This is a genomic window from Dyadobacter sandarakinus (assembly GCF_016894445.1).
GTDB classification, from domain to species: domain Bacteria; phylum Bacteroidota; class Bacteroidia; order Cytophagales; family Spirosomataceae; genus Dyadobacter; species Dyadobacter sandarakinus.
The window spans coordinates 1,654,312-1,679,835 of record NZ_CP056775.1 but is presented as its reverse complement, the minus strand read 5'-3'; the positions used below and the strand labels follow the sequence as shown (position 1 = coordinate 1,679,835).

The 25,524-nt window shown below is 52.3% G+C and carries 17 protein-coding genes; 9 read left to right on the top strand and 8 right to left on the bottom strand.

Annotation, left to right across the window (positions count from 1 at the left end):
* Nucleotide 1 precedes the first annotated feature (1 nt).
* From HWI92_RS06635 to HWI92_RS06615, 5 genes are all read left to right on the top strand, one after another.
* Entirely contained in the window at nucleotides 2-1,294 is a 1,293-nt protein-coding gene (locus HWI92_RS06635) for a contractile injection system tape measure protein (RefSeq protein WP_204661817.1), read from the top strand.
* A gap of 13 nt (nucleotides 1,295-1,307) precedes the next feature.
* Entirely contained in the window at nucleotides 1,308-4,886 is a 3,579-nt protein-coding gene (locus HWI92_RS06630; RefSeq protein WP_204661816.1) for a polymorphic toxin type 15 domain-containing protein, read from the top strand.
* Between the two features lie 4 nt (nucleotides 4,887-4,890).
* Nucleotides 4,891-5,481, top strand: a complete 591-nt coding sequence (locus HWI92_RS06625; RefSeq protein ID WP_204661815.1) for a GAD-like domain-containing protein — start codon at nucleotides 4,891-4,893, stop codon at nucleotides 5,479-5,481.
* Nucleotides 5,482-5,584: 103 nt separating this feature from the next.
* Nucleotides 5,585-6,253, top strand: a complete 669-nt coding sequence (locus HWI92_RS06620; protein ID WP_204661814.1) for a hypothetical protein — start codon at nucleotides 5,585-5,587, stop codon at nucleotides 6,251-6,253.
* 24 nt (nucleotides 6,254-6,277) lie between these two features.
* Entirely contained in the window at nucleotides 6,278-7,765 is a 1,488-nt protein-coding gene (locus HWI92_RS06615) for an ATP-binding protein (RefSeq protein WP_204661813.1), read from the top strand.
* 10 nt (nucleotides 7,766-7,775) lie between these two features.
* On the opposite strand, the gene HWI92_RS06610 is transcribed toward HWI92_RS06615, so the two are convergent.
* The 5 genes from HWI92_RS06610 to HWI92_RS06590 form a co-directional block, all read right to left on the bottom strand.
* Nucleotides 7,776-9,572: an outer membrane protein assembly factor BamD gene (locus tag HWI92_RS06610; protein WP_204661812.1), complete on the bottom strand. Its 1,797-nt coding sequence runs from the start codon at nucleotides 9,570-9,572 to the stop codon at nucleotides 7,776-7,778.
* Nucleotides 9,563-10,129: a hypothetical protein gene (locus HWI92_RS06605; protein WP_204661811.1), complete on the bottom strand. Its 567-nt coding sequence runs from the start codon at nucleotides 10,127-10,129 to the stop codon at nucleotides 9,563-9,565. Before HWI92_RS06605 ends, HWI92_RS06610 begins: the two co-directional genes overlap by 10 nt.
* A gap of 135 nt (nucleotides 10,130-10,264) precedes the next feature.
* Nucleotides 10,265-10,660 (bottom strand): DUF983 domain-containing protein, encoded by a 396-nt coding sequence (locus HWI92_RS06600; protein WP_204661810.1) that lies wholly within the window; start codon nucleotides 10,658-10,660, stop codon nucleotides 10,265-10,267.
* A gap of 134 nt (nucleotides 10,661-10,794) precedes the next feature.
* On the bottom strand, nucleotides 10,795-11,682 hold the full coding sequence (locus tag HWI92_RS06595) for an AraC family transcriptional regulator (RefSeq protein WP_229249020.1): 888 nt from the start codon (nucleotides 11,680-11,682) through the stop codon (nucleotides 10,795-10,797).
* 68 nt (nucleotides 11,683-11,750) lie between these two features.
* Nucleotides 11,751-14,495: a vWA domain-containing protein gene (locus HWI92_RS06590; RefSeq protein WP_204661809.1), complete on the bottom strand. Its 2,745-nt coding sequence runs from the start codon at nucleotides 14,493-14,495 to the stop codon at nucleotides 11,751-11,753.
* A gap of 311 nt (nucleotides 14,496-14,806) precedes the next feature.
* Between HWI92_RS06590 and HWI92_RS06585 the strand changes: the two genes are divergently transcribed.
* Nucleotides 14,807-15,475, top strand: coding sequence for an ImuA family protein (locus HWI92_RS06585; RefSeq protein ID WP_229249018.1), 669 nt, complete (start codon nucleotides 14,807-14,809; stop codon nucleotides 15,473-15,475).
* Nucleotides 15,476-15,488: 13 nt separating this feature from the next.
* Here HWI92_RS06585 and HWI92_RS06580 read toward each other — a convergent pair whose 3' ends face one another.
* The 3 genes from HWI92_RS06580 to HWI92_RS06570 all read right to left on the bottom strand — a co-directional run bounded on the left by HWI92_RS06580 (nucleotide 15,489) and on the right by HWI92_RS06570 (nucleotide 19,543).
* Nucleotides 15,489-17,741 carry a response regulator gene (locus HWI92_RS06580; protein WP_204661806.1) on the bottom strand — a complete coding sequence of 751 codons (2,253 nt, stop codon included), beginning with the start codon at nucleotides 17,739-17,741 and terminating at the stop codon, nucleotides 15,489-15,491.
* Nucleotides 17,742-17,759: 18 nt separating this feature from the next.
* Complete coding sequence (locus tag HWI92_RS06575) at nucleotides 17,760-18,359, bottom strand: DUF6436 domain-containing protein (protein ID WP_204661804.1); 600 nt, start codon at nucleotides 18,357-18,359, stop codon at nucleotides 17,760-17,762.
* Between the two features lie 311 nt (nucleotides 18,360-18,670).
* On the bottom strand, nucleotides 18,671-19,543 hold the full coding sequence (locus HWI92_RS06570; protein WP_204661802.1) for a CE1 family esterase: 873 nt from the start codon (nucleotides 19,541-19,543) through the stop codon (nucleotides 18,671-18,673).
* Between the two features lie 386 nt (nucleotides 19,544-19,929).
* On the opposite strand from HWI92_RS06570, the gene HWI92_RS06565 reads away from it, so the two are divergent.
* From HWI92_RS06565 to HWI92_RS06555, 3 genes are all read left to right on the top strand, one after another.
* The gene (locus HWI92_RS06565) at nucleotides 19,930-21,432 is read left to right on the top strand and encodes a Y-family DNA polymerase (protein WP_204661800.1); all 1,503 of its coding nucleotides are present in this window, start codon (nucleotides 19,930-19,932) and stop codon (nucleotides 21,430-21,432) included.
* A gap of 14 nt (nucleotides 21,433-21,446) precedes the next feature.
* The gene (locus HWI92_RS06560; RefSeq protein WP_204661798.1) at nucleotides 21,447-24,674 is read left to right on the top strand and encodes an error-prone DNA polymerase; all 3,228 of its coding nucleotides are present in this window, start codon (nucleotides 21,447-21,449) and stop codon (nucleotides 24,672-24,674) included.
* 135 nt (nucleotides 24,675-24,809) lie between these two features.
* Complete coding sequence (locus HWI92_RS06555) at nucleotides 24,810-25,481, top strand: response regulator transcription factor (protein WP_204661796.1); 672 nt, start codon at nucleotides 24,810-24,812, stop codon at nucleotides 25,479-25,481.
* Nucleotides 25,482-25,524 lie beyond the last annotated feature (43 nt).

Sequence of the window (25,524 nt, the reverse complement as noted above, 5' to 3'; positions counted from 1 at the left end):
TATGGATCATACGCTGCAAAAGCTGCGGATCAACGTGGAAGCTACCTCGCGGGAGGGTGCCCGCAATGCGGCAAATGAGGTAGCGGGCTGGTGCCGCTCTGAGCGGTTTTGGGCCGGACTGGCAACCAGGCTGGACGACCTGCTGCCGGGCGACAGGGTAGTGGTGATACCCAAACTGGAAATTCATGTAGCTGCGGAAAATGAAATGGATTTTCAGCGGATATTGGCAGAGAAGATTATAGCCTGCCTGAGTGATTGGCCGCAGGCGGATCCGGATGATACGCCTGTGACCATCGAAAGCTATTTAATGGCGCAGGCGATGCAATTTCTGAAGTACGGCTATTTTCCCGTGGGAGTGCCGCCTGTACTGGCTGAAAAAATCAAAGAATTACTGATCCGCTGGATAGCGGAAGCGGACGCACACTACTGGCAGGAGCTTGCTTCCCTGGCGTCAGCGGAACCTCAGATGCTTGACCGGCTCATACAGCACTTTGGCAGTACAAGGGTAAGGTCCAGCATAGCCAGGTGGATGCGTGAAGAGAGCGGGATCATGGTAGATACGGAGGTGGTTGCGTCATTTTTCCTGAAAAAAGCAGGCAGTACGTTTGCAGATGCCGGTAGCATGTCAGCAGAGGAGCGCAGGTTCTGGCGGTGGTTTTTGCGGCTGAAAACAAAAACTAATTTGCAGGAAGAGGCTGATCTGGAAAATGCTGTTTCCCGGGAAGCTCCGGAACGAGCCGGCAGGCCGGAACATACTTCCAAACATCGGGCAGTACAGCCGGAGCAGGACGTTTTTTTTGTAGAAAATGCAGGACTGGTCTTGCTGACGCCCTTTTTACCTCAGCTTTTTGAAGCACTTAAATGGACCGAAAACAACGCATGGATCTCTGAAAACACCATGGGACTGGCCGTACGCCTGCTGGATTATATCGCGCATGGCACTACGAAGAACTGGGAAAACGATTGGGTACTTCCCAAGATATTGTGCGGTATGCCGGTGCATGAAGTCGTTGTGCAGCACGTACCCCTGGAACCGCATGTAGTGCTGCTGGCAGACGAGCTGCTGGAAGCGGTGATTGCGTACTGGTCGGCATTAAAAACTATTTCGCCTGACCGGTTGCGGGAAATGTTCCTCCGCCGGCAGGGCAAACTCACGATCATCGAGGATGGTCCGGGCTGGCAGCTGAGGGTAGACCGGAAAGCTCAGGATATACTGCTGAGCCGCATTCCCTGGGGCTTTGGTGTCACACGCCTGCCCTGGATGCAGGATATGCTGTTTGTGGATTGGGCCTGAACATTACATTGACATGGCAGAAAAGGCGACATTAGCAGCACCCAAAAAAGCAGTCCGAAAACCTGCCAAACCGTTTTTTGCGGCTGTATTACATCCGAAATCAGGGATGCGGCAGCCGCAGATTGCAGCGGGGTTGTATGATAAAGCTGTTTTGTTTCCATTAAAATCCATTGCTGAACTTTCCCGTAATAGAAAGCCCGGGACTGTTGCGCCGACTTCAAAAACAGGAGCGCCTGCTCCCGTAAATCTTAAACCCACACAGCCGGTGCGTCCTGCCCGGAAAATCCTCATTGGCGGGAGCCGTCCCGCAGCACAGGTTGTACCCAAGCCGGCACAAGCCGGGCCTGCCGATCAGAAGGATGCACCGGTACCCGCTACGTCAGCGGTAAAGGCACCCGCCCGGCCGTCAGAGGATCCGGATTTCAAAGCATTGAACCGGCAGGTGAAACAAAAAGCCGGTACCCAGAAAAAGCACGGTCTCACGGCTGACAAGCTGCACGAAGGCAAGGTAGGGGCCGTGGCGCCGAAAGGTGAGAAGCTGGCACATGCCAAAGGCAGTGTGGTGGAGGAAATGAGCGAGACGAAGGTCAAGCCGAAGATCTTTGACCGCAACGATTTCCTGCGCCAGTTTGACAAGCAGATCCGGGATGCGCTGCCTAAAAGCAAGGGTGAAATGGAGCGTTTTGCCAATACCAGGGAACCCCATGAACCTGCCGAAATACAGTCGCTCAAAGGCAGCGTGACCAGCGGTGTAAAGCAGGCCAAAAATGATGCTACCCAGCCCATTGCTGTCGCTGCCGCACAAACACCCCAGCCGGGCAATGTGATTGCGCCGGAATTCAAAGAACTGAAAAAGGAACAGCCCGGCGCTGTTCCTGTGGTGGAAAGTACGGACCGGGCAGCACCCAAGCCCAGGTTGGAAGGTGAGGTCTCAATGGAAAAAGAGGCTGCGGCGCTGGATACTCAGATGCAGGACGGAGGTGTGTCGCAGGACCAGTTGCAAACATCCAATGAGGAAGCCTTCATGTCGGCCGAAAAGTCGAAGACGAGCGCTCAGGAGAAGGCCAGGCAGGTGCCCGAAGTATACCGGCAGGCCGAAACACCTGCCCTGGAAGCGCGGAAAGCCGAAGCGGAGGATCGTGTTTCAGGGCAAATGACGCTGATGAACAAATTCCGCTCAGGGCTTTTCGGGGGCGTGGACAAGCAAAAGCATGCAGTAAAATCAAAGAACGAGCTGATGCGGGAGCGCATCCGGAAGCAGCTCGAAGACATTTATGACCAGACAAAAAGTACCGTAGAGGCACAGCTTTCCGCGCTGGAACTGGCCGTGACGACCCGCTTTGTCCTGGATCTTGCACTGGCAACCCAGAAGTTCAAGAACAATGTCGACAGGAAAATCGGTGACCTCGGCATTACGGACTCGATCTCTGATTTTTTTACGGGCAGTGACAGCAAGCAGGAAGTTTTTGATGAGGAGAAAACCAGGTTCGAGGCCGACCTGCGTGCTACGATCAATATTATTGCCGACAAGGTGGAAGCCGGCCTGAAAGCGGCCATGCAAACCATCCGGGACGGGCGCGGGCGGGTGGCAACCGAAGTGGACAAGATGAACCCTGAGGAGCAGAAGATCGGGAAGGAAATACAGGGCGATATAGACGAAAAATTCACTGCGCTTGAAGGTACCGTGGAACAAAAGCAGGGTGAACTGGCCGAATCGCTGGCGAAGAAATATGTGGAAGGCGTCAGTGAGCTGAATGCGATTTTTGAAAAAATAAAAGAAGAACACATGGGCTGGCTGGAAAAAGCCGCCTGGGCGATCAAGAATGTAATCTCGACGATAGCCGAACTGAAAGACATGCTTCTGAATGTGCTGGCGAAAGCCGGAAGCGTGATCATGAGCATCATCAAACATCCGATAAGATTTGTCAAAAATCTCGTAAGTGCGGTCAAACTGGGGCTGAGTAACTTTAAAAAGAACATCTGGAAACATCTCAAAGAAGGCTTCTTTGCCTGGCTGCTGGGTTCACTGCCACCGGGCGTCGAAATTCCGAAGGACTGGGAACTGATCAGCATTTTCAAATTTGCAGCCTCCATCCTGGGCCTTACCTGGATCAACATCCGCTCCCGGGCAGTGAAAAAGATCGGTGAGCCGATGGTACGTGCGATGGAAACGACCTTCGACATTTTCATGGTCATCATCAAAGAAGGACTGGGCGGCCTGTGGCGGCTGATCAAAGAGAAGTTTAACAATCTCAAAGCGATGGTGATCGACGCGGTGCTCGATTTCCTTAAAGAAAGGGTGATCATGGCCGGCGTAGCATGGATTATTGGTCTTATGAATCCCGCAGGGGCATTTATCAAAGCGTGCAAGGCCATTTACGACATCATCAAATTCTTTATCGAGCGCGGCAAGCAGATCCTGGAGTTCGTCAACAGCGTACTCGACTCCATCGCCGAAATTGTGGCGGGCAAGATCGCGCCGGCAGCACAGCGGGTAGAGGATTCGCTGGCAAAGGCAATCCCGATTGCGATCGGGTTCCTGGCTTCGCTGCTGGGACTTGGCGGGTTGTCTGAAAAAGTGCTGGCGATTATCAAAAAGGTACAGGATCCCGTGAACCTTGCCATTGACTGGATTCTTGATAAAGCCATTGCATTTGGTAAAAAGCTCGGCGTAGACAAGCTGGAGGCAAAGGCCAAAGAGGGCGTGAACAAGGGTAAGGAATGGGCGAAAGACAAAGTAGCGCAGGGAAAGGAAAAGGTTGCGGCTGCGGCAGGCAAATTCCTCGGCTGGCTGAAAATCAGAAAAGGCTTTACGGATAAAACCGGCGAAAGCCACACCCTTTATTTTGAAGGACATGACGAGCAAGCCGACCTGATGGTCGCTTCGAAACCCAAGCCAGCCAAAAAGCTGCTGAAAGAAATAGGTGCCACCCCGGATGGTAAAAAGGTTTACAATGAAATCCTGACACTCATTAATAAAGTCGGGAGCCTGAAACTGAAAATCACCACCGTGAACGAAAAAGAGGAGAATGACAAGGTGATGAAACAGATCAGCGACCTGGTCGCCTGCATCGGAGCATTGTTTGCTACGGTTTCTATTGCCGGTAAAACCACAGAAATGACCGAAGTGGAAGTAAAGTTTGATGTGATTTATCCCACACTGACCCGCGAATATGCCCGGCAGTTAAAGGAGCAGCAGCTCGCGCTCAATGCCATGCTGATCTCCAAGTGGCTTGTCAACCGCTCGGTGTTTGAAAACAAGGGGCGTATACCCGACTCTACCTTACGACAGCAGGTGAACGATGATTTCAGGAAAAAAGCAGAATTCAGGGCTTCTATGCAAAAGCGCGGCCTGAAAGACGAAAAAGAAATTGACAAGCTCTGGAAATACAGCCAGGCCGCAACCCACAAAATTGACCAGGTAGCCGGTGGTGATCATAATGTGTTTACGGATGTCGGGGTGAGCTCTGTAAACAGCCACATCGGCTCGCAATGGAAATCCAGGGTAGCCCTGATGGTGAAAGCAGTAGGAGAGGTGAATCCGGAAGTATACGGTACCCAGAAAATGAAGGTAAAACTATCAACAAATTAATGCCATGATCACGGAGCTGAAAGCATTTTATGAATACAACCTGCCGGTCGAGCCTTACGCAAAAGTACCCGCGGAAACCATAGACAGGTACCGGTCTGTGCTGCCGGACTATTTTATCACATTGTGGGAAAAAGAAGGTTTACTGACTTTGAAAGACCGGTTTTTCTGGCTGGTCAATCCGGAGGAGTACACCGAGGTGCTCTCCTGGTTTATCCCGAAGGCAGAGCAATACACAGTGTTGCTGCGTACGGCTTTCGGGGGGATGGTTTTTTTTGATAAAACAGCAGAAGGCCATGATGAGCACAGCGGAAAAGAAGCCTATAATTTCATTTGCCCTGTTTACCAAACCATTACACCATTCACAAGCGCTCTGGATGCCGTACTGAACGGCTGGCTCACCACGCCCGAAATTTATGATCCGCTCATGTTCCAGTCGCTGTACACGCTGGCCCGGCAGGAACTGCCTGCACCGGAAGCGGATGAAATTTACGGCTTTGCACCGGCCATTGCGCTCGGAGGGGACCTTTTTCCAAGTCAGGTAAAGGTGTTTAAACTGAGGGAGCATCTTTCGTTTCTGTCTCAGCTGAAAGGGTAGGCAGCTACACCGATTTTTTGCGATGATCAACATGGAAAAGCGCTTTACAGATCCGAGAATTTTTCAGCCAGTACCTAAAAAACCATTTTTTCAGGCTATACCTATGGGACCAAATGCAACGCCGACAGGCAATCCATCTTTTCAGCTCACGCCTCCTGTATTCGGGAGCAGGCTGCCGTCCATAGCCGACCGGCTTACACTCGGTGTGGACCTCCGGCTGAAACTCGGTCCGGACTATGTCCGGGAAATGATTCCGATGTGGCTTGATCCGCATTACTTTTTCACGATGCTGGCGGCGTACCCGCTGCCAGGGCCCGGCCTGGGTTTGCTGCCCATAGCGGCACCCCGGCCGCCGGGCTCACCCGCATTGCCGCCTGCACCACCTGCGCCAAGGGTCAGCCCCGTGGTTTCGGCGCCTGACCAGCCGCGTGCAGGTACTGTGGGCGACCTTCTGAAAGCCGCAGGCGGACTCGAACCCGTCAAATTGCTGAAAGAACAAGCGGAGCGCCGGCTGACGGGCGACTGGAAGAGCCTTGGCACCGGCGGACAGATTTTCCTCGGCAGTTATGCCGGCGCAATGGTCGCGGGAGGCGGTGCAGCGGCTTACATTACGGACCCCGATGCCCGCAAGCTGATCCTGCAAAGCCTGCGTGACAAGCCGATCCCTATTCCTTCCACACCGCTTTCGCTGACGATACTGGCATCCGATGAAGCATTTACGGGCATGATCCTGCGCATTGATCTGGCGAGCGTGCTCGGAGGCAAAAAATAGCGTCTACCCTAACCAACGACAATCATGGCATCAGGTTTTTTCAACTGGCTGAGCGACGCATTCGGCGGGCAAAAAGAAGCAGAGGAAGAGCAGCTGCTGCTGCCCGGGCCGGAGCACCCCGGGCTTGTAGCCCGTCCGCAGGAAGGAACCGAAGGTCGCGAGCCGGTAGCTGCACCCCTGCCTGCTGACCCGGAAAGCAACTATCCCAACCTGCTGCTATCACTGGAATACCTGGGGCAGGTAACAGATTCCCGGCTGGAAGCGCATTTCAGCAATGGTATCTTCACCTTTCCTGATCTGAAATTGTATGCCGACGATTCTCCGCTTTATGCTTTTACCCAGCGTACACAGCTGACGAAGGAAGAGTATGTTATGCTGATGGCCGCCATGGCGCCGCACCTGCAGCCCGGATTTTTTGAAGGAAAAATCAGCCGCCACATTCCGAAAGACGGTGATTTTCTGGAAATGGGCGGGATCAGGGGAGAACATTCGCGCAGCATGATTCCCACGGGCGAAACCGTATTGTTTTTGCTGGCAGGCCCCGATACAGGCTTGCGGCTGCAACTGGCGAAGGTTTTATTTTCCAATGAAAACCCGCTTTTGAAAGAGCATGTGGTAACCCTGGAAGAATCCCGGGACGGCGAGCCGGGCCTGAGTGGCCGACTGACCGTTTCGCGCGATTACCTGGCACTGTTTACGTCCGGTGAAACATGGAGGCCCCGATTCGGGCCCAGCTTTCCGGCCAAGTTTATCACCACTACCATGACCTGGGAAGACCTGGTATTGCCCGAAGGAATCCGTGCCGAGCTCGACCAGATTTACAACTGGCTCCATTTCAATGAAAGATTGCTGGAAGATCCTGCTTTGAAAGCGCGGCTTAAACCGGGCTATCGTGCATTGTTTTACGGTCCGCCGGGTACCGGAAAAACACTGGCGGCTACTTTGCTGGGGCAGCGGCTTGGTAAGGATGTGTACCGCATTGACCTGTCGCTGATCGTTTCCAAATACATTGGTGAAACCGAAAAAAACCTGCAAACGCTCTTCGATGTGGCTGAAAACAGGAACTGGATACTGTTTTTTGACGAAGCCGACGCGCTCTTCGGAAAGCGGATCTCGGTCAGTTCGTCCAATGACCGGTATGCCAATCAGGAGGTGTCGTACCTGCTGCAGCGCATTGAGGATTATAACGGACTGGTGATACTGGCTTCCAATTTCCGCAACAACCTGGACCCTGCATTTACACGCCGGTTTCAATCCATGGTCAGCTTCACTATGCCGGGTGTATCCGAGCGGCGGCTGCTCTGGGAGCAGACGTTCCCCGCAAGCCTGCCTGCGTCAGACGATATTTCTTTTGATGAACTCGCGCGAAACTTTGAGCTCAGCGGCGCAGCCATACTGAACGTGGTTCAGCTGGCGGGCATTCAGGCTTGTGCCACCCGGCAGCCGCTCAGCAAAAGTATGCTTGTGCAGGAGATCAGGAAGGAGTATGCCAAAGAGAGCAAAACCATGTAGCGCACTTTTTTTACCAAAAACGTACACCTACTTTCAGCCCGCCACGCATAAAATTGGCATCCACTTTCCGGTTGACACCACCAAGGGTGGTAGACCCGTTGTCGTACATGCCGCCGATGCCATAGTTGAAGATCAGCTCTGCAAAAAAGCCAAAATGAGGTTTCTGAATCTCCACACCCGGCCCGCCATGAATGGATGATACTACGTTCCGGATCTGGTTCCGGCTGTTGACCTGAAAGGGCAGCGAAAAATTTTCGTATTGGTAGGTCAATGGAATAATGGCCTCCCTACCTACCTTGAAATAGGGGCGGAGCTTATTGGGGTTGGTATTGGTAGGATGTATTTTAATGGTCAATGCAATGCCTGCGCCCCCAAACTTGAAAGACTCCGTAGCGCGGCCGCTCTCATTGAGGGTATAGTAATAGGTATTCAGGTACTCAGCGCTCAGGATCAGGTCAATCGGGTTTTTGTGATCAATAAAAGCAAATTCTCCTCCTGCCTGTGCCACAAGTCCGTAGCTCATTTTTTGCCTTTGATTGTTAAGCCGGTATATCGGCCGGTTGCTTCCAATGCCTGCGGTGAGTGCCGCTTTGAACATCCGGAGCGGCTTGGGCGAGGGCTCGGCAGAGGCTGTTCTGGGAGCTTCGGATGCGGGTTTTTTCTGCTGGGATGCGGCAGTACCAGGTGCCGTATCACGGGTATATACCGCATTGCGGCTGTTTTCGCGATCATTTGCAATGTCTTCAAACTTGCGAGCGGAAGTCAGGTTGCCAGCGCGCCGTGCCTGCCCGGCATAGTCCGTAAACGTCTGTGTTTTCTCAGCTTTGATACAATTCAGCAAACCTGCTTTTACATCTACCGGCAACTCCCGTACAGAGCGCACCATGCTGTCGAGACTGAAATAGGCGCTGCCCACCGTTCCCGAATTGTCAATATTTCCTCTCAGCGTGGCTACCTTGTTCTGAATGCTTTTGTACTGGTTGAGCGTGGAAATGAGCGATTCCGAGTAGTTGAGACGCGCCTGGTTTTGGTTTACATAATTAAGCAGCAGGTCAGTATCGCAGTAGCGCGCGTACGACAGCATCGAGTTTTTTCCTTCAATCTGTGCCGTAATCTCCCGTACCCTGGTTTCCACGGAAGTGAGTACCGGCACCCCCTTGATATTGCGGTAACTTTCCAGGGCTTCCTTTTCGGCTTCGGCGGTAGCAGTTGCGGATTTGAGCTTGCGGTAGCGCCAGCCCCAGTCGCCCAGTGCGCGCGTTATCTGCAATCCTTCCTCATACTGCTCTTTCAGGGTAGCAGAGAAGTCCCCCCCGTATTTTTTCGCCTGATTATAATCGTTGCTGGCGCCCAGCGTGTCGAGTTCACGCAGCTTCTTTAATCCTTTGTACGAAAACTCGGCTGCGAGTATCCTGCGGTCCGGGGTTTTTACGCGGGCAGGATTTGTATTTTCCATCCGGGACAGACATTCTTCGATGCGGTTTTCAAATGCAGCCAGACTTCCTATGCCTTCATAAGTACGATGCTTTTTATATGTATTGACCGCTTCGTAATATTTACCGGCTTTTTGCAGGGCCTGTCCTTGGTTGTACAGGGTCTTCAGTGCCTGTACCTGTTTGAGCCGGGACGAAAAATTGTTGCCGTAGGCGCGGTAGAGGATAATCGCATCATCAAATTTGCCGGCTTCCAGCTTACGTTCCGCTTCTTCCCAAACGGCCCATAGTTCGCCCGAACGCACATTTTTTGTTTGTGCAAAAGCTGCGCAGCATCCCAGCCATGCTGCCATGATATATATTACTACTCGCATACGCTCGGGTCGGTGTGGGTGATAGCGGCTGCGCGCTGGTAATACTCATTGGCAATGTGGTAGAGGTGCGGTGCACTCGCTGATTTGAATGCCTTGCATTTCTCGTCTCCCTGCCGGTTGTAAAAAGCCGCCAGCTCTGGGCCGCTCAGGCCGTTTTCGGAAGCAGCTTCCTGCTTGGCGGTAGCTGCCGGAGCCGCTGAAATGCTGCTGTCTGCGCGCGCTGGCTGGGGGGAAGGTGCCTGAGTTGCGGGAGTTTTTTCAGGAATTACCGTACTTTCCTGCCAGGCCGGAAACCAGTGCTGCATGTCTGACCACTGCGTGGTCGTCAGGCTGGTTCCATGTAATTTGGAGGATACAAGGTCGATCCACTCGGGACTATCACCCAGGTCTTTCTGGTATTCAAGCCATACACCTTTTATTTCACCATAGGAGCCTGCCTCGCTGAGTTTACCCTCAGCAACCTGCAAACTAGTTCTACGGGTGATGGTCCAGATGAAAATTCCAAGGAGTACAAGAAGAGTGGAGAGAAGTGTAAGGTATCGGTACTTTCGGATCATTAAATGCCAATTTGCACGAATGGACTTCGATGGTGATCTACGACGTCAAGTTGCAAACGGATTTCCACAACTGCAATTATCATTTAAATTTATAGCAATTGCCGGAATGATCCTGTATTCCGGCAATAGGCTGTTTTAGTTACCTGCTGAGGCATTTTTGTGTACTTGCTGCGTGTCCGGCGCAATGAAGATGGCCAGCCATGAGCGGCGCGCAAGCCGGTAGAACAACGGGGTAAGCAGGATGAGCACAGGTATGATCGTGACCAGGAAATAATCGAGGTATGGGCGCAGGAATGCCACAAAAACAAAGAAATACAGGAGCATAAACACCACGTAAAATGCATAGCTCATGTACAATGCACCCTGGTAAAATCCGGGTTCGGGCACCAGGCTTTCGCCGCAGCTCGGGCAGTGGCGGTGCATTTTATCAAAGCGCAGGGAATATGCACTTTTGGTGATAAAAAAATCGCCTTCGCCGCAGCGGGGACATTTGTTATTGAGTACGCTGTAAATTCGGTTATGAGCAGACATGGCTGTGAAATTTTAGTGAAAGGCCGGTTTACATGATCAACCGGCACTTCACAAATTTCCATATTTATCGTCCGCCTGAATGATGCTGAAAACGCTTTGAATGGTAAAATTCAATGGTAGCAGTCACATGCCGTTTACTTTACGGCTGCATATTCCAGTCGGAACATTTCGGGTGAAAGCCCCGTATGTTTTTTAAAAAACTTAGAGAAGTAGGAGTTATCCTCAAAGTCGAGCTTATACGCAATCTCGGAAATGCTCAGGTCCAGGTTCACAAGCAGCCGCTTGGCTTCCAGTGCAATGCGGTCACGGATCAGTGCCCCGGCCTGCACCCCCAGATGCTCCTTGCATACTGCATTGAGATGGTTGGGCGTCACATGCAGCAACCCTGCATAGTCGCCGGGACGTTTGAGGCGGTGAAAATGGTCTTCGATCAGGCGGCGGTACTGCGCAATAAGCTGGTTGCCCGCATGCGCACCGGGCTGGCCGGCTTGTACATGGGTTTGCTCAATGGTGATCAGGAGTTGGAGAAGCTGTGCGCGCAGCAGATCGTCGCGGAGGATGGCCTGGGATGAAAAAGTTTGCAGCAATACCTCAAAGACCGGTATTATTTGAGCGGCGAGCCCCGCATCCAGGTTCAGGACACTTTTTTCTGCCCCGGAAAAAAAAGAAAAGCTGCGGATATAATCCGGCCTGAGCAGGAACGAGCTGAAAAAGCTTTCCGAGAAATTGACCACAAATCCGTCTACTTCCCCTTCAAAATTCCAGGAATGGACTTGGCCCGGCGACATAAAGTAAACCTGGTGCACATTCACCGGAAAATGCCTGAAATCAATGGTGTGAAAGCCTGCCCCGCGGGTAAAAAACAGCAGGTGGTAAAAGCTGTGACGATGCGGCAGGGCCAGGTTCTGGTGCTCGTGCAGGTAGGGTGCAAACCGGCTTACCACCACATCTTCCCGCCCTGCAGGTCCCACGTCAGGAATGTCGATCCTCGGTATTTCGGATGTTCTGTTGGGTCGGGCCAAAAGGAATGTATCTGTTGCTGGCCTGAAATATATCAAAATACGGGCTTGTTACCAGCAGCTGGGCCGGTTCATTTTGACAGCATTTTCTTGCTTTGCGCTTCCAGGATCAGTTGCAGGTCGGCACTCGCATCCGTGATGTGGGCGTAGTTACCATTGCCCGCCTTGCTCAGCTTTTTGAGTTTCTGGAAGTCACGCTGGTTTTTCCCGAATGCAAAAACAGAAAGTGAAATGTCCTGCTGTGCCTGGCTTTCAATCATTTGCATCACCTCATCACTCACCGGAAATTCACCGTCGGTAGCCAGGATAATGCGGTTGTTGCCACCGCGGATGTACTGCCTGCCGGCTGTTTTATACGCCAGCTTCAAACCTTCGTCGGCGTCCGTATCGCCGTCGGACTGAAGCCGGTCGATCATGCGGCTGATGTCGGACGCTTTGCTGCCGGAAGTAGGTTTGAGTACCAGCCGCGCCCTTCCGGAATAAATGACGATGGAAATATAATCCTCGGTCCGGAGCAAAGTAAGGAGTGATTTGATGGATCGTTTGAGCAGGGGCAGCTTGGCAGGCGAGTTCATGGACGATGAAACATCCAGCAGCAGTACCATATTGTTGGGTGCAAACCCGTCGAGCGTACGTACAGGTTCCTGGGCAGCAGGATGAAAAACGTAAACGGTGTCCGTACGTACCCGCTCGATGTAAATGGTGTCCCGCTTGTCCCGGCCGGTAGTTACGGCGGGTGCAATGGACTTGTAAGTCTGCGGCGTACTGGTGGGCGGAGTAGCGGAACTTGAAGTCTGGGATTGTTCAGTACCGGCAGGTTTGGCGGCCAAACGCTGGTTTTTGGGATTATTCAGCTGAAAAACAAAAAGGTCCGGCTGATGTACAGCTTTCAGCAGGCCAGTTTTGGAAAGGTCGACAAACTTATTGTATTCGTAAATGAGCTCATTGTTGTAGAAATAAAAAAACGATTCGTACGGATGCGCACCGTAGCTGCCGGCAGGAAGACGCGCGCTCCGTACTTTTTCAGCAAACCTGATGGAGTTTTCAGCCAGGTCCTCGTAAGGAGAATACGGGCACAAACCATTACTGCGGCCATAGCGCTGCAAGCCTTTCATATGAATGTATTCGTCAGCCAGCAGCTTTTTGCCGCCGGCTTCCAGGTCTGCGGTTGCAGGCGGGGTAGCCGTTTTACCCTGCATAAAATCCTTTACGCCGAACAATGCCGTACGGTCATCGTCCAGGACCTGCAGGAGTGCATTTCCGGCAATGGTCCAGGAGCTGCGGGGTGCCATGTTGTTGTACGACGCATGAATGCGGCGGAGGTCATTGTACAGTCTTTCTTTTCTTTCGTCAAAAATCTCGAAAAGCTGGATGTACCTGCCGAGTATGGCATCCGACTTATGGAGCTGGTCTTCCTGATAATGCTTTCCGGAAGTATAGGCGATCAGCTCGGCGGCAAGCCCCTCCATTTCCCGGAGTATATTCATCAGTACCTCAGCCTGGCTGGCAATGGCCGTCCGGTAAGGCTGCTGGATGGACGAGCTCGCACTGATCAGCAGCGTATAATCAGCAGACGGAATTGTAAAATCCTGTGGTGAAAAGCTGAGTGCAGCGCGCTGGCGGGCATAGGTAGCGCTCCGGTAAGGCTCGGCCGAACTCTGGTAATTACGGAGCGTGATTTGCATAATGTGCATTTGCCGCAGCGACTCATTGATAAATTCGACATACTGGTTCAGTACGGCTACAGTAGTGGGTCCGGCCGGGGAGGCCGATTTTTTTGCCGTAAAATTTTCATAGGGAATGTCCGTAAAAGTGGGCGTCTGGCCCGTAACCGGCACGATGGCAGGAGGCGGTGCCAGGTGCACCACCGGGCTGTAAGCAGGCTGGTACAGCAGGTGACGATGCGGACTGGCAAATTCCGCAAACAGCTGGTACGTAGCCGCCAGGTCCTGATTGTACAACTGTAAAAGTGAGAGGTACATTTCGTTTCCATGCCGGGACGACAGGGCTGCTGTACTATTGTAGCCATTTACGGCACGTTTTTTCGACGTTTGCATGTTGCGGAGTGCCGCCCGGAAGTTCAGCAATGCAGACGAAGCCGGGTACCCGAGTTTTTCGGCAGTCAGGTGAATGGTGGCGAGCAGCTGCTGGTCTCTGAGCAGACTTTCTTTGACAAGCTCTTTGGGCCACGACGAGCGGGTCGTTTCATCCAGATAGTAGGGGAGTGAGTCGAGGAGCTGCTGCTGGCTCTGCAGTACCTCCTCCATATTTTTCTCCGTCAGCAAAAACACGTTGGAAGTCGTCTCAGGCGAATATTTCCGGTAAATTTTCCTGATCAGCTCATAAAACGCGGCCTTTTCATGGCTGAACCTGTTGAAGGTCATCAGCATATCGGATACATAAACCTCCGACTGCCTGAGGCTGTCGCTCTGGTACGTTTGCAGCCGAACGTAGGTTTCAAGCGCTTTCGCCGTCTCGTCAAGGTGTGATAGCAGCTCCCAGAGGGCTTTGGCCCGCGCATTAAGCTGCTGCTTTTCCGATGGTTTCAGTCCCGCGGCAAGCAGGGCCCTTTTATAATAAAAGTCCTCCGGCGGTCCTGAGGAGGGCAGCCGCAGCAGCATGTCGGGGCGCTTTTTAAACTGCGCCAGATCGCTGTGGTAGGTCTGCAGCATTTCGAACCTGCCTATCAGTATATCCACCGAGCGGTTGAGGAAGGTAACGTAATGGTTCAGTGAAACTACGGGATGCTCGTTCTGAGCAGTGGCCACCGTAATGGTAGCCAGCAGGACAGGCAAAAGTGTAAACAGGATTTTCATAGTGTGATAAAAAGTAAGTAAGCAGCCGGAGGCCATGCGCCAAGATAGTTTTTAAGGGGGCATTTCTGTGTAATGAAAGAGGGAACGGCAGCTGTGTGTTATTTAACGGAGTAATAAAAAAGACAGCCCGAAAAAAAGCATCACAGAGGATTAGCACGATTTACCTTGCAGTAATTACAAGTGTTTGGTATTTTTGGAATCAAAATATTGTTATTTAAAGTAACAATTTACTCAACACTTCTATGAAACAGCCGGCAGATCGGAGGGACCTTGTGGAAAGGCTGCAAAAAGAAATCTTATCCCTGCAGGGTATGAGAACACCCCTGGACGGAAATCCGAAGCGATTTGGTCTGGGGCCTGTGGAAAGTGCTTTTCCGAACGGAATTTTTCCTACCGGTACGGTACACGAGTTTATCAGCCAGGAAGCTTCCGACGCAGCGGCCACAAGTGGTTTTATGGCTGGCCTGCTGGGTAAAATGATGCAACAGGGCGGGGCCTGCCTGTGGATCAGTATGCAGCGTACATTGTTTCCCCCGGCATTGAAAATGTTTGGTGTGGAGCCCGACAGGATCATATTTATTGACCTGACCAATGAACAGGACCTGCTCTGGTGCGTAGAAGAAGCACTGAAATGCGATGCGCTGACCGCGGTGGTGGGAGAGCTGAAAGAAGTTTCGCTGACGGCTTCCCGGCGTCTGCAGCTGGCTGTCGAACAAAGCCGTGTTACCGGGCTTTTGCATCGCTATAATCCCAGGCGCATCAACACGCTGGCTTGTGCTGCCAGGTGGCGGGTTACCTCCATTCCCAGCGAGCTTGAAGAGGGCATGCCCGGAGTCGGTTTTCCGAGATGGAATGTGGAGCTGCTCAAAGTCCGGAATGGCGAGCCCGGCAGCTGGCAGCTGGAATGGGCTGCCGGCAAATTCCAGATCCTCCGGATGTCTGCCGAACAATTCAAAAAGAACCTGCGGCAGGTCGGATAAAGCCGGGCTGAACCTAGGAAGGTGAAATGGTAACGTACCATTTCCGGATCTTGCTCATGAGCTCGTCAATTTTGACGGGTTTGCTGATGTAGTCGTTCATGCCGGCATCGAGGCATTCCTGCTCGTTGCCTTCCATGGCATTGGCGGTCAGCGCAACGATCACGGGCTGCTGTACCACCGTTTTACGGATCAGGCGGGTAGCTTCCAGACCATCCATGACGGGCATTTGCATATCCATGAGGATCAGACCGTAATTTTTCTGATTGGCTGCTTCCAAGGCTTCCTTGCCGTCACCGACGATGTCGGGCTGGTAACCCAGCTTCTGCAGGATCCGCATGATCACATGCTGGTTGATGCTGTTATCTTCTGCTACGAGCAAATTCAGCGGGTATCTCTGGGAGAAATCTTCCGAAAGCTTGTTGGAGCGGAACGCATCCAATGCGGGTTTGATCTGTCCGTGCAGGGCATTGATGATGTGATTGCTGAGTATATGCTGGCGGATAGGCTTGGTCAGTACGGACACAAAAAGCTGCCGGTGCTGGTCTTCCAGTTCTTCCCCGATCGAACTCAGCAGGATAATCGGGACGTCTGGTGCGTAGCGCCGGATGTTGTTCCCGAGCATGACACCGTCCATTTCGGGCATTTGCATGTCGGTAATCACCAGGTCTATGTGGTGGTCATTGAACAAAACACCCAGTCCCTCGGGACCCGAGGATGCGAGTACGGGTTCCAGCTTCCAGTTTTCCATCTGGCGTTTCAGGATAGCGCGGTTGGTTGCATTATCGTCCACGATCAGCACCCGCTTGCCCTGGTATTCATCCATGTTATAGTCGGTATAAGCGGGCAGTACCTTGGTGCCTTTTTTTGTTTTTACCGTAAATGAAAACGTCGAACCGCGCTCAGGCATGCTGGTAACGCTGATCTCGCCTCCCATCAGGTTGACCAGCTTTTCGGAAATCGCCAGTCCGAGACCGGTACCGCCATACTTTCGGGTAGTAGACGAGTCTACCTGCGAAAATGCCTTGAAAAGCCGGTTCAGTTTATCTTCGGAAATCCCGATACCTGTATCCCGCACATCAAAACGCAGCTTCATTTTGCCATCGGTATAGGTTTCTTCGGGATGTACAAACACGCATACTTCACCTTTTTCCGTAAACTTCATGGCATTCCCGATCAGGTTGATCAGGATTTGCCGAAGCCGGAGCTGATCGCCAACAATCTGCAAAGGCACGCCTTCGTCAATCTGGTACACCAGATCGAGCCCCTGCTTGGCCGCCTTGTTGCCAAAAATATCCAGCACATCCTCAATGCTCTGGCGAAGGTTGAAGTCTTCACATTCCAGTTCGAGGTTACCCGATTCTATTTTAGAAAAATCAAGAATATCATTGATCACGTTAATGAGCGTATCCCCGCAATTGGCAATCGTTTCGGTAAACATGCGCTGCTCTTCCGTCAGCTCGGTTTCCTGAAGCAGCGCCGCCATCCCGATCACCCCGTTCATGGGGGTACGGATTTCGTGGCTCATCGTAGCCAGGAATACGCCCTTGGCCTGGTTGGCCTGATCGGCCTCGTGCCGTGCTTTTTCAAGCTCGGAGTTGGTGATACGCAGCTGTTCATTGGCCTTGCGCTGAATTTCTTCCTTTTGTTTCCGGGCAGTTGAAAGTTCGGCTTCCTGCCGCAGCTCGGCCATCTGAAATGCCTGACTGATTTGTTGCTCCGTATAATGGTTGAGCATGTACGACCAGAGTCCGCAAATGAAGAAAATGGCCGCTGCCAGCGAGATATGGATAAAAAAAGTAAGCAGGTCGAAGTATTCCAGACGGGTGAAAAACACATCTGCTTCACCTGTATTCTGCAGGTATCCGAACATGGCATGATGCAGGAGTACCACCACCATCATCGGGATCTGCAGTTCCCACTTCTGATACGTGATCAGCACTGCACTGCCGATAAATGCAAAAAAATGCATTTCAAAAAGGCCGTGCATCTGGTAGATAAACTGTGCCATAAACACACCCAGAACCGTACTGAGCACATATTGGTACAGATCGGACTGCGGCAGCGCAAGCTTTACCGAATAGTAGGCGATCAGCAGCGTGCCGCCAACACCGATGGCAATAGTCCAGGTATCGTAAAACAGCGCAAGCAGCAAGCCTACCACGAAGTAGCCCAGCAGAAAGTAGTTCATCAGCCGGTCCGATCTTTCCTTGACGCTGGAAAGAAAAGTATCGGCAGGCGAGTTGGATAAGGCGTACTGTCGATCCATAGTTTGCTTCGATGAAGTTTAGTTTTTACAAACCGGCAGGCTGCACCCGTACGACCGCTGAGCCAGGTCGCCGAAAGCCACCCGCTGCTGACTGTTGAGCAGGCCGGCCAGGGCCAGTTTGGCATAAGCCGTTTTTTCGTCTGAACAGTACCGGCTTGCATTGAAGTTGCCCCGGTAGTACAATCTGGAATGCTGGTCCAGGAGGGCAGCCTGGGGCGTGGAGTATACACCGCAGCGGTCGGCTATAGACTTGTCAAATAATACAGGCAGGTCGACACCCATTTTGCGGCGGATTGCTTCTGGAGTAAAGGTTTTTTCGCTCATCACCACTACCACAAAGTGAACGTCGCGGCCGTATTGCTGCACCAGCGACTTGAAATGTTTTTTGTTAAAGCGCGAGCAGGGACAGTCAGGATTGTAAAAGTGGACAAAAACAGGCTTGCCGTCAGGACTTTGAATCTGGTCCCCAAGATCAACCGTGCTGCCGGTAACAACCGGCTGGTAGTTTTCGGGGATCGGGGTAGGAAGTTTATAAATCCAGTCGTAGTACCAAAACATGGTGGCTATGCCTGTAAACAGCAGTACCAGCCATCCCATTACCAGTCCTTTTCTAAACATTGTGTGTACGTGTAAAAGTAGTTGTATTTGAAAATCAAATTTACTCTAAAACACGGAATTTTACATAAGGTTCAAAGAAAAATGTGGTACTATTCCGGTAAACACCGCTATACGCACTACGGTCGTATATTTTCAGTTCATTCCCGCCCAAGCTATCCGAAACCAAAAACGCCGGCAATACAAATTGCCGGCGTTTTTGAGAGTAGGGGTCAGGGCCTCAGACCTTGGACTTAGGAAGTGTTTTTTTAAAGTAGCTTTATTTGTATGTGTCCTGATCCACAGACTGATTATTCCTAAAACTACTTTCAGGACTACCTGCTGATCTGTCTTTTAAAGAACATCCAGGTTTCTTCGAAAACATCAAAATCAGTCGGGAACTCGTGCTTTCCGTTGATTACTTTCAGCAGCGTCACCTCAGGTTTTCCTTTTTGCTGATACGTGTATTTTTCAACCGTCACATTGTTGCCGGGATCCGCATCGGGGAAGGATGATTTTACGGGCTGACCGGAGTAGCCGTCCAGCTGCGACCAGTAAGCCAGTGATTGTTCGGTAGAACGTACATTACCCAGCGTTACGCCGGCCGTTTTTACCTCGCCTCCGTTGTACGGGTTGGTTTCGTCTGCGGTACCATTGGTGATCATCACGGGCAGTGCCTTGTTCATGGGCGAGCAATCCATATTTTCTTCCGTAGGAAGGTTGGCAACAACTGCCGAAATAGCCGCAATTTTATCAGGCATGGTAAGCCCCAGCTTGTACGACATATGTCCCCCTCCTGAAAAGCCGGTTGCAAATACATGCTTTCTGTTAATCTTGTATTTTTTATCAAAAAGGTCGATCAGCGCGGTAAAAAAGGCTTCTTCATTCACATTTTCCTTGTTGGCGAGGGCAGTGGATGCTTTGCGGCATTCGTTCCAGTAACGTTTGTAGCCACCCGGATAAACCAGCACCAGGTTTTCCGCCGCAGCACGGGCCTGCAGCTTCCCGGCACGCTGGGCAAATCCCATCGGTTCGCCCCCCGAGCCATGCATCAGAAATATCAGGCTGGCACCCGGCTTTACCTTCACTGAGGGGTCGTATACAAAGGTCCGGTACTTGCCTTCAATGAGCAGGGAGTCGGTGGTAAACTGTGCCGCAGCACGCATGGAAATCAGGGAAAGCAGTGCGCAGATGGTCGTTTTAAGCATAATTTTCTGATCAGTGGATGATGCGCAATTTAAAAAGGATTGTGTAATAAAAAGATCTTTTTCCTGCTCCGTTATTTCTGACTAATCCCGGTACTTTGTGCCTGAAACCTGAATCCTTTTTCCCACCTGCCCGTTTCCCGGTCATGACCAGCGTCCCTGATTTCAGGTTGCTTTCTCTATAAAAAAAGCAGCACCTTCTGCGCTGATCCTCAGCCTTTCCCACCTGTCTGCTATAAAAAAAGTCTTTTCCGGCTCCGCCATTTCACCACAAAAATTTGCAAGCTGGCATCATCTTTGATATCATTGTGATCAAAATAATGGTACTATCAATATCATTATCCTCTCATGTAATGTAGGATCAAACATGTACAAGATGATATAACGTTATGCAGCAACGTTTCGCCACCATATGGTTCCGTCATTTGACCACCGACCGCATGATCCGCAAAAGGCCCGATCTGCGGGAAGTACCTTTTGTACTTGCAGCTCCCGAGCGCGGCCGTATGGTGGTGAGGGCGGCCAGTCCGCCTGCCAGGCAGCTGGGCATTATGCCGGGTATGGTTGTGGCGGATGCCCGTGCACTTTTTCCGTCGGTGGAGGTGCTGGACGATGTGCCCGGCGAAACAGCCCGGCTGCTGCTGGCCCTGGCTGAATGGTGTATCCGTTATACGCCCATTGTCGCCGCTGATCCGCCCGACGGACTTATCCTCGATATTACCGGCTGTGCACATTTATGGGGTGGCGAGCATGCCTATTTGATGAGCCTGGTTGTAAAGTTGCAGAGCGCGGGGTACGATGTAGGTGCAGCAGTTGCAGACACCATCGGTGCTGCCTGGGCTGTGTCAAGGTACGGTCAGGCTGAGCCTGTTGTCCGTTCCGGCGGGCAGAGGGAAGCATTGCTCACCTTGCCGCCCGAAGCATTGCGGTTACCACCCGAAACATTGGCCAGGATGTTCCGGCTGGGATTCTACCAGATACAGACCTTCATCGCTATGCCGCACTCCGTTTTGCGGAGACGCTTCGGGCAGCACCTGCCCGATCGCCTGAATCAGGCATTGGGCTACCAAATGGAATACATTGAATCCGTGCAGCCGCTGATGCCGTACCATGAGCGGCTGCCCTGCGTGGAACCGATCCTCACAGCTACCGGTATCGAGATTGCGCTTCGCCGGCTGCTCGAAATGCTCTGTGGCCGGCTGTCATCCGAGGGGAAAGGATTGCGTTCGGCTGTTTTTAAATGTTACAGGATCGACGGTCAGGTGCGGCAGATCGCCATCGGTACCAATCGGGGTACCGGCCATGTCGCCCATTTGTTCAGACTTTTTGCATTGAAAATCTCAACCATTGCTCCCGGACTGGGAATTGAGCTCTTTGTGCTCGAAGCACCGGTGGTGGAGGACCTGCCGGTAGTACAGGAAAAAATCTGGAACCAGGGCGGGCATACCGAAGACGTAAGCCTCACCGAGCTGCTCGACAGGCTGGCAGTCAGGGCTGGAATGGACATTGTGCGCCGCTACCTGCCCGACGAGCATCACTGGCCCGAACGTTCTGTAAAGCTTTCATCCTCCCTGACCGAAAAGGCGGCAACTTCCTGGCGGTCGGACCGGGTACGTCCGGTGCACCTGCTGGCCCGGCCGGAGATGATCAGGGTTACCTCCGTGCTGCCCGACTACCCGCCGGTTCTCTTTATTTACCAGGGCAAAGTTCACAAAATAAGCCGGGCCGAAGGACCTGAACGCATTGAGCGGGAATGGTGGCTGGAAACCGGCCAACACCGCGATTATTATTGTGTAGAGGACGAAGAAGGTGCCCGGTACTGGATTTTCAGGCTCGGGCATTATGATGACGTATCCGGGACTGCCTGGTTTTTACATGGTTTTTTTGCCTGAAAATAAATGCCGCTATGGGCTATACGGAATTACAGGTTACTACCAATTTCAGCTTTCTCCAAGGTGCTTCCCATCCCGAGGAGCTGGTGGAGCAGGCGCTTTATTTTGGGTATAAAAAAATTGCGATCACCGATCATAATACCCTCGCCGGCATCGTCAGGGCGCATGCGGCTGCCAAAGGAAAGGACATTACGATCATTCCCGCGGTTCGTCTCGATCTGCTCGACGGGCCCAGCTTGCTGGCATACCCGACTACCCAGCCCGCATACTCCCGGCTTTCGGCCTTGCTAACAGAGGGTAATCTGCGGACCGAGAAAGGAAAATGCGACATCTATAAAAAGGATGTGTACCAATATGCCGGGGACATCAGGTTCATAGCCGTACCACCATCCACGCTGAATGAAGCGTTTCATTTTGATCCTGATTTTGAAAAGAACCTGGCCGAATACCGGCAGGTGCTGGGCGGTGACCTGTACCTGGGTATGTACCGGTCGTATCAGGGGGATGATGTCAAAAAGCTTTTCCGGCTGTCACAGCTATCTGAAAAGCTGGACATTCCGCTCGTGGCTACCAATGATGTGCATTACCATGAGCCGGGCAGGAGGGAGTTGCAGGACATCCTGACCTGCATCCGGGAGAAATGTACGATTTACAATGCAGGGTTCCGGCTGTACGAAAACTCGGAACGGTACCTCAAACCCATGGATGAAATGGAAAGGCTTTTCAGGCATTATCCTGATGCCCTGGCCCGCACCATGGAAATTGCAGAGGCCTGCCAGTTTTCACTCAGTTCTTTAAAATACATTTATCCGGAAGAAATTACAACCCAGGACCGCTCACCCATGGAAATGCTGCAGGTGCTTACCTGGCAGGGCGCTATGGACCATTACGGGCCGTGCATTCCGGAAGTTATTATTGATAACATCGAGCACGAGATGACTTTTATCGAGGAAATGGATTATGCCCCTTATTTCCTCACCGTTTACGACATTGTACGGTTTGCCCGGGAGCAAAAAATACTTTGTCAGGGGCGGGGATCGGCAGCCAACTCCACGGTGTGCTACTGCCTGGGCATTACTGCAGTGGACCCCACCAAGTTCAGTCTGCTGTTTGAAAGGTTTATTTCGTCTGCCCGCAATGAACCGCCCGACATTGATGTAGACTTTGAGCACGAGCGAAGGGAGGAAGTGATCCAGTACATTTACCAGAAGTATGGCCGCGACCGGGCGGGCATTGTGGCTACGGTGACACAGCAGCACCAGCGCGGGGCAGTGCGTGATGTGGCCAAAGCCATGGGTATGTCGCTGGATGCCATCAACCGGCTTGCCGGCGCTATCTGGGAGTTTACAGACGAATGGTTTGACGGGACGCGCGTGACCGAGCAGGGTTTCAATCCCGGGGATCCGCATCTGCTGAAAATCCTGGACCTCACCCGGCAGTTTATGGGGTTTCCGCGCCAGCTCGGGCAGCATACGGGCGGGTTTGTGATTACCCAGGGCAAGCTCTCCGACCTGTGCCCGGTGCTGAATGCCCGCATGAAAGACCGTACCTGCATTGAGTGGAACAAGGATGATATTGATACCCTGGGTTTTCTGAAAATTGATGTGCTGGCGCTCGGCATGCTTACCTGCATCCGGAAAGCATTTGATCTGCTCGAAAAACATTACAACCAATCCTACACCCTCGCCACGGTGCCGCAGGATGACGCGGGCGTGTACGAAATGATCAGCAATGCGGATACCATTGGCGTATTCCAGATTGAAAGCCGGGCCCAGCAGGCTATGCTGCCGCACCTGCGCCCGAAGGAGTTTTATGATCTGGTGATTGAAGTGGCGATTGTGCGTCCGGGGCCTATTCAGGGCGATATGGTACACCCTTACCTACGCCGCCGGAACAATAAGGAGAAAGTAATATATCCTTCCAAAGAACTTGAAGAGATTTTATCCAAAACCCTGGGCGTGCCCCTTTTTCAGGAGCAGGCAATGAAAATCGCGATTGTAGCTGCCGGCTTTACACCGTCGGAGGCCGACGAGCTGCGTCGGAGCATGGCTACTTTCAAGGCCAAGGGTATGGTCACCCGGTTTCAGGAAAAGCTTACCAAAGGCATGATGGAGCGCGGGTATACCGAGGAGTTTTCCCAGCGGATCTTCAAGCAGCTGGAAGGATTCGGCAGCTACGGTTTTCCCGAAAGCCACGCCGCCAGTTTTGCATTGCTGGTGTATGTATCCGCTTTTATCAAATGCTACTTTCCCGACGTGTTTGCTGCGGCCCTGCTCAACAGCCAGCCCATGGGCTTTTACCAGCCCGCGCAGCTCGTCAGTGATGCCCGGAAGCATGATGTGGTCGTCAGGGAAATTGATATCAACTTTTCTCAATGGGACATCACACTGGAAGAGAAAGCGGGCAGGTACTGCGCCGTGCGGCTGGGTTTCAGGCAGATCAAGGGCTTACGGCAGGAGGATATACAGCTGCTGCTCGCCGGAAGAACCCGTGCCTACAAAAGCATTGCCGCCGTCAGAGAAGCGGGCGTACCCGAGGCGGCTCTCGAAAAGCTGGCCGATGCGGATGCATTCCGCTCCATCGGCCTCGACCGGCGCAGCGCATTGTGGGAAGTGTCCGCGCTGAGCGACAGGCCGGTGGGGTTGTTTGCAGGACAACCTTCCGAAAGCAGCCGGGAGCCGCAGGTCAGTTTGCCGGGCATGAGCCTTTCGGAGCATGTGGTACATGATTACGCCTCCATATCCATGTCGCTGAAAGCGCATCCGGTAGGTTTTGTCAGGGAAAAACTGAATGAAAAAAAGGTAATTACCGCAAAACAGCTGGACCTTATCGGAAACATGATGCCCGTGAAAGTAGCAGGCCTCGTACTGGTAAGACAAAGGCCCGGCACGGCAGGAGGGGTATGTTTTATTACTATTGAGGATGAAACCGGGTTTGCCAACCTGGTCATTTTCCAGGGCCTTTTTGAAAAATACCGCAAGGAAATCCTGCATGCGCGGCTGCTGATGGTACAAGGCAAATTGCAGCGTGATGGCGACGTTACCCATGTGATTGTAAAAAGCTGCCATGACCTTTCGCCTCTGCTGCGCGAGCTCAGCAGCGTGAAACGCGACCCGGCCGTACTCACCTTGTCACGCGCTGACGAAAAGGATGAATATGCCTCGCAGGCAGTCAACAGGAAAACGCAGGTGCGGGAGGTAATACAGGGAGAGATCTTCCATTCCGGCCGCAATTTCAGATAGCAGATTGAAAAGTTGACCTGCCTGCAGGCTGGCAAGGCAGGCTTTAAGAACTGGTTTAATGGCTTTTTAATTTTGCTTTAAGCCCGTTATAAGACGTCAAAAATAGATTGGCGTTCAAATGAGCTTATATAGGACATGCATGTATTATTGGTGGAAGATGATCCCAAACTGGCCGGCCTGATCCAGAAGACCTTTTTTAATGAACAGATCTACCTGGAAATTGCTTACGACGACCTGATTGGGAAACGCATTCTTGAACAACGCAACTTTGATTCCGTTATCCTCGACATCAGCTTGCCCGGCAATGGATTTGACCTCTGCGCGTACATTAAAACACACTGGGCGCAGACACCCGTGCTGGTACTGACCGCGCTGGGTACCTTGCAGGACAAAATTGCCGGTTTCCACGCAGGAGCCGATGATTACCTGACCAAGCCCTTCGACTTTCAGGAGCTGATTTTACGGATCAAAGCCCTCACCCGGCGGAATATGCCCGTGAACTCGCCCCGCTACATGCAGCTTCACGACCTGACCATTGACATGGACGCACAGGTGGTAAGAAGGGCCGGACAGCTGATCGAGCTTTCTAAAAGAGAGTATGACCTGCTTGAATACCTGATGATCAATAAGGGCAGGATCGTGGGCAGGAGCGATATTTTTGAAAATGTATGGGACCTGAGACTGGAAACAAATACGAACCTGATCGATGTGTACATCAATTACCTGAGGCGTAAGGTCGACCGTGACTTTGACCAGAAACTGATCCATACCGTAATCGGCCGGGGCTACACGCTGCGGGAAAGCTGAGGCAGCAGGTATATTGGCTTAGGGCTGAAAACAAAGAAAGCCG

Coding starts and splice junctions, on each gene's coding strand:
- HWI92_RS06580 (WP_204661806.1), bottom strand. CDS start 17,741: ATGGATCGACAGTACGCCTTATCCAACTCGCCTGCCGATACTTTTCTT.
- HWI92_RS06610 (WP_204661812.1), bottom strand. CDS start 9,572: ATGCGAGTAGTAATATATATCATGGCAGCATGGCTGGGATGCTGCGCA.
- HWI92_RS06560 (WP_204661798.1), top strand. CDS start 21,447: ATGGGCTATACGGAATTACAGGTTACTACCAATTTCAGCTTTCTCCAA.
- HWI92_RS06555 (WP_204661796.1), top strand. CDS start 24,810: ATGCATGTATTATTGGTGGAAGATGATCCCAAACTGGCCGGCCTGATC.
- HWI92_RS06620 (WP_204661814.1), top strand. CDS start 5,585: ATGGGACCAAATGCAACGCCGACAGGCAATCCATCTTTTCAGCTCACG.
- HWI92_RS06570 (WP_204661802.1), bottom strand. CDS start 19,543: ATGCTTAAAACGACCATCTGCGCACTGCTTTCCCTGATTTCCATGCGT.
- HWI92_RS06590 (WP_204661809.1), bottom strand. CDS start 14,495: ATGAAAATCCTGTTTACACTTTTGCCTGTCCTGCTGGCTACCATTACG.
- HWI92_RS06635 (WP_204661817.1), top strand. CDS start 2: ATGGATCATACGCTGCAAAAGCTGCGGATCAACGTGGAAGCTACCTCG.
- HWI92_RS06600 (WP_204661810.1), bottom strand. CDS start 10,660: ATGTCTGCTCATAACCGAATTTACAGCGTACTCAATAACAAATGTCCC.
- HWI92_RS06605 (WP_204661811.1), bottom strand. CDS start 10,129: ATGATCCGAAAGTACCGATACCTTACACTTCTCTCCACTCTTCTTGTA.
- HWI92_RS06615 (WP_204661813.1), top strand. CDS start 6,278: ATGGCATCAGGTTTTTTCAACTGGCTGAGCGACGCATTCGGCGGGCAA.
- HWI92_RS06585 (WP_229249018.1), top strand. CDS start 14,807: ATGAGAACACCCCTGGACGGAAATCCGAAGCGATTTGGTCTGGGGCCT.
- HWI92_RS06630 (WP_204661816.1), top strand. CDS start 1,308: ATGGCAGAAAAGGCGACATTAGCAGCACCCAAAAAAGCAGTCCGAAAA.
- HWI92_RS06565 (WP_204661800.1), top strand. CDS start 19,930: ATGCAGCAACGTTTCGCCACCATATGGTTCCGTCATTTGACCACCGAC.
- HWI92_RS06575 (WP_204661804.1), bottom strand. CDS start 18,359: ATGTTTAGAAAAGGACTGGTAATGGGATGGCTGGTACTGCTGTTTACA.
- HWI92_RS06625 (WP_204661815.1), top strand. CDS start 4,891: ATGATCACGGAGCTGAAAGCATTTTATGAATACAACCTGCCGGTCGAG.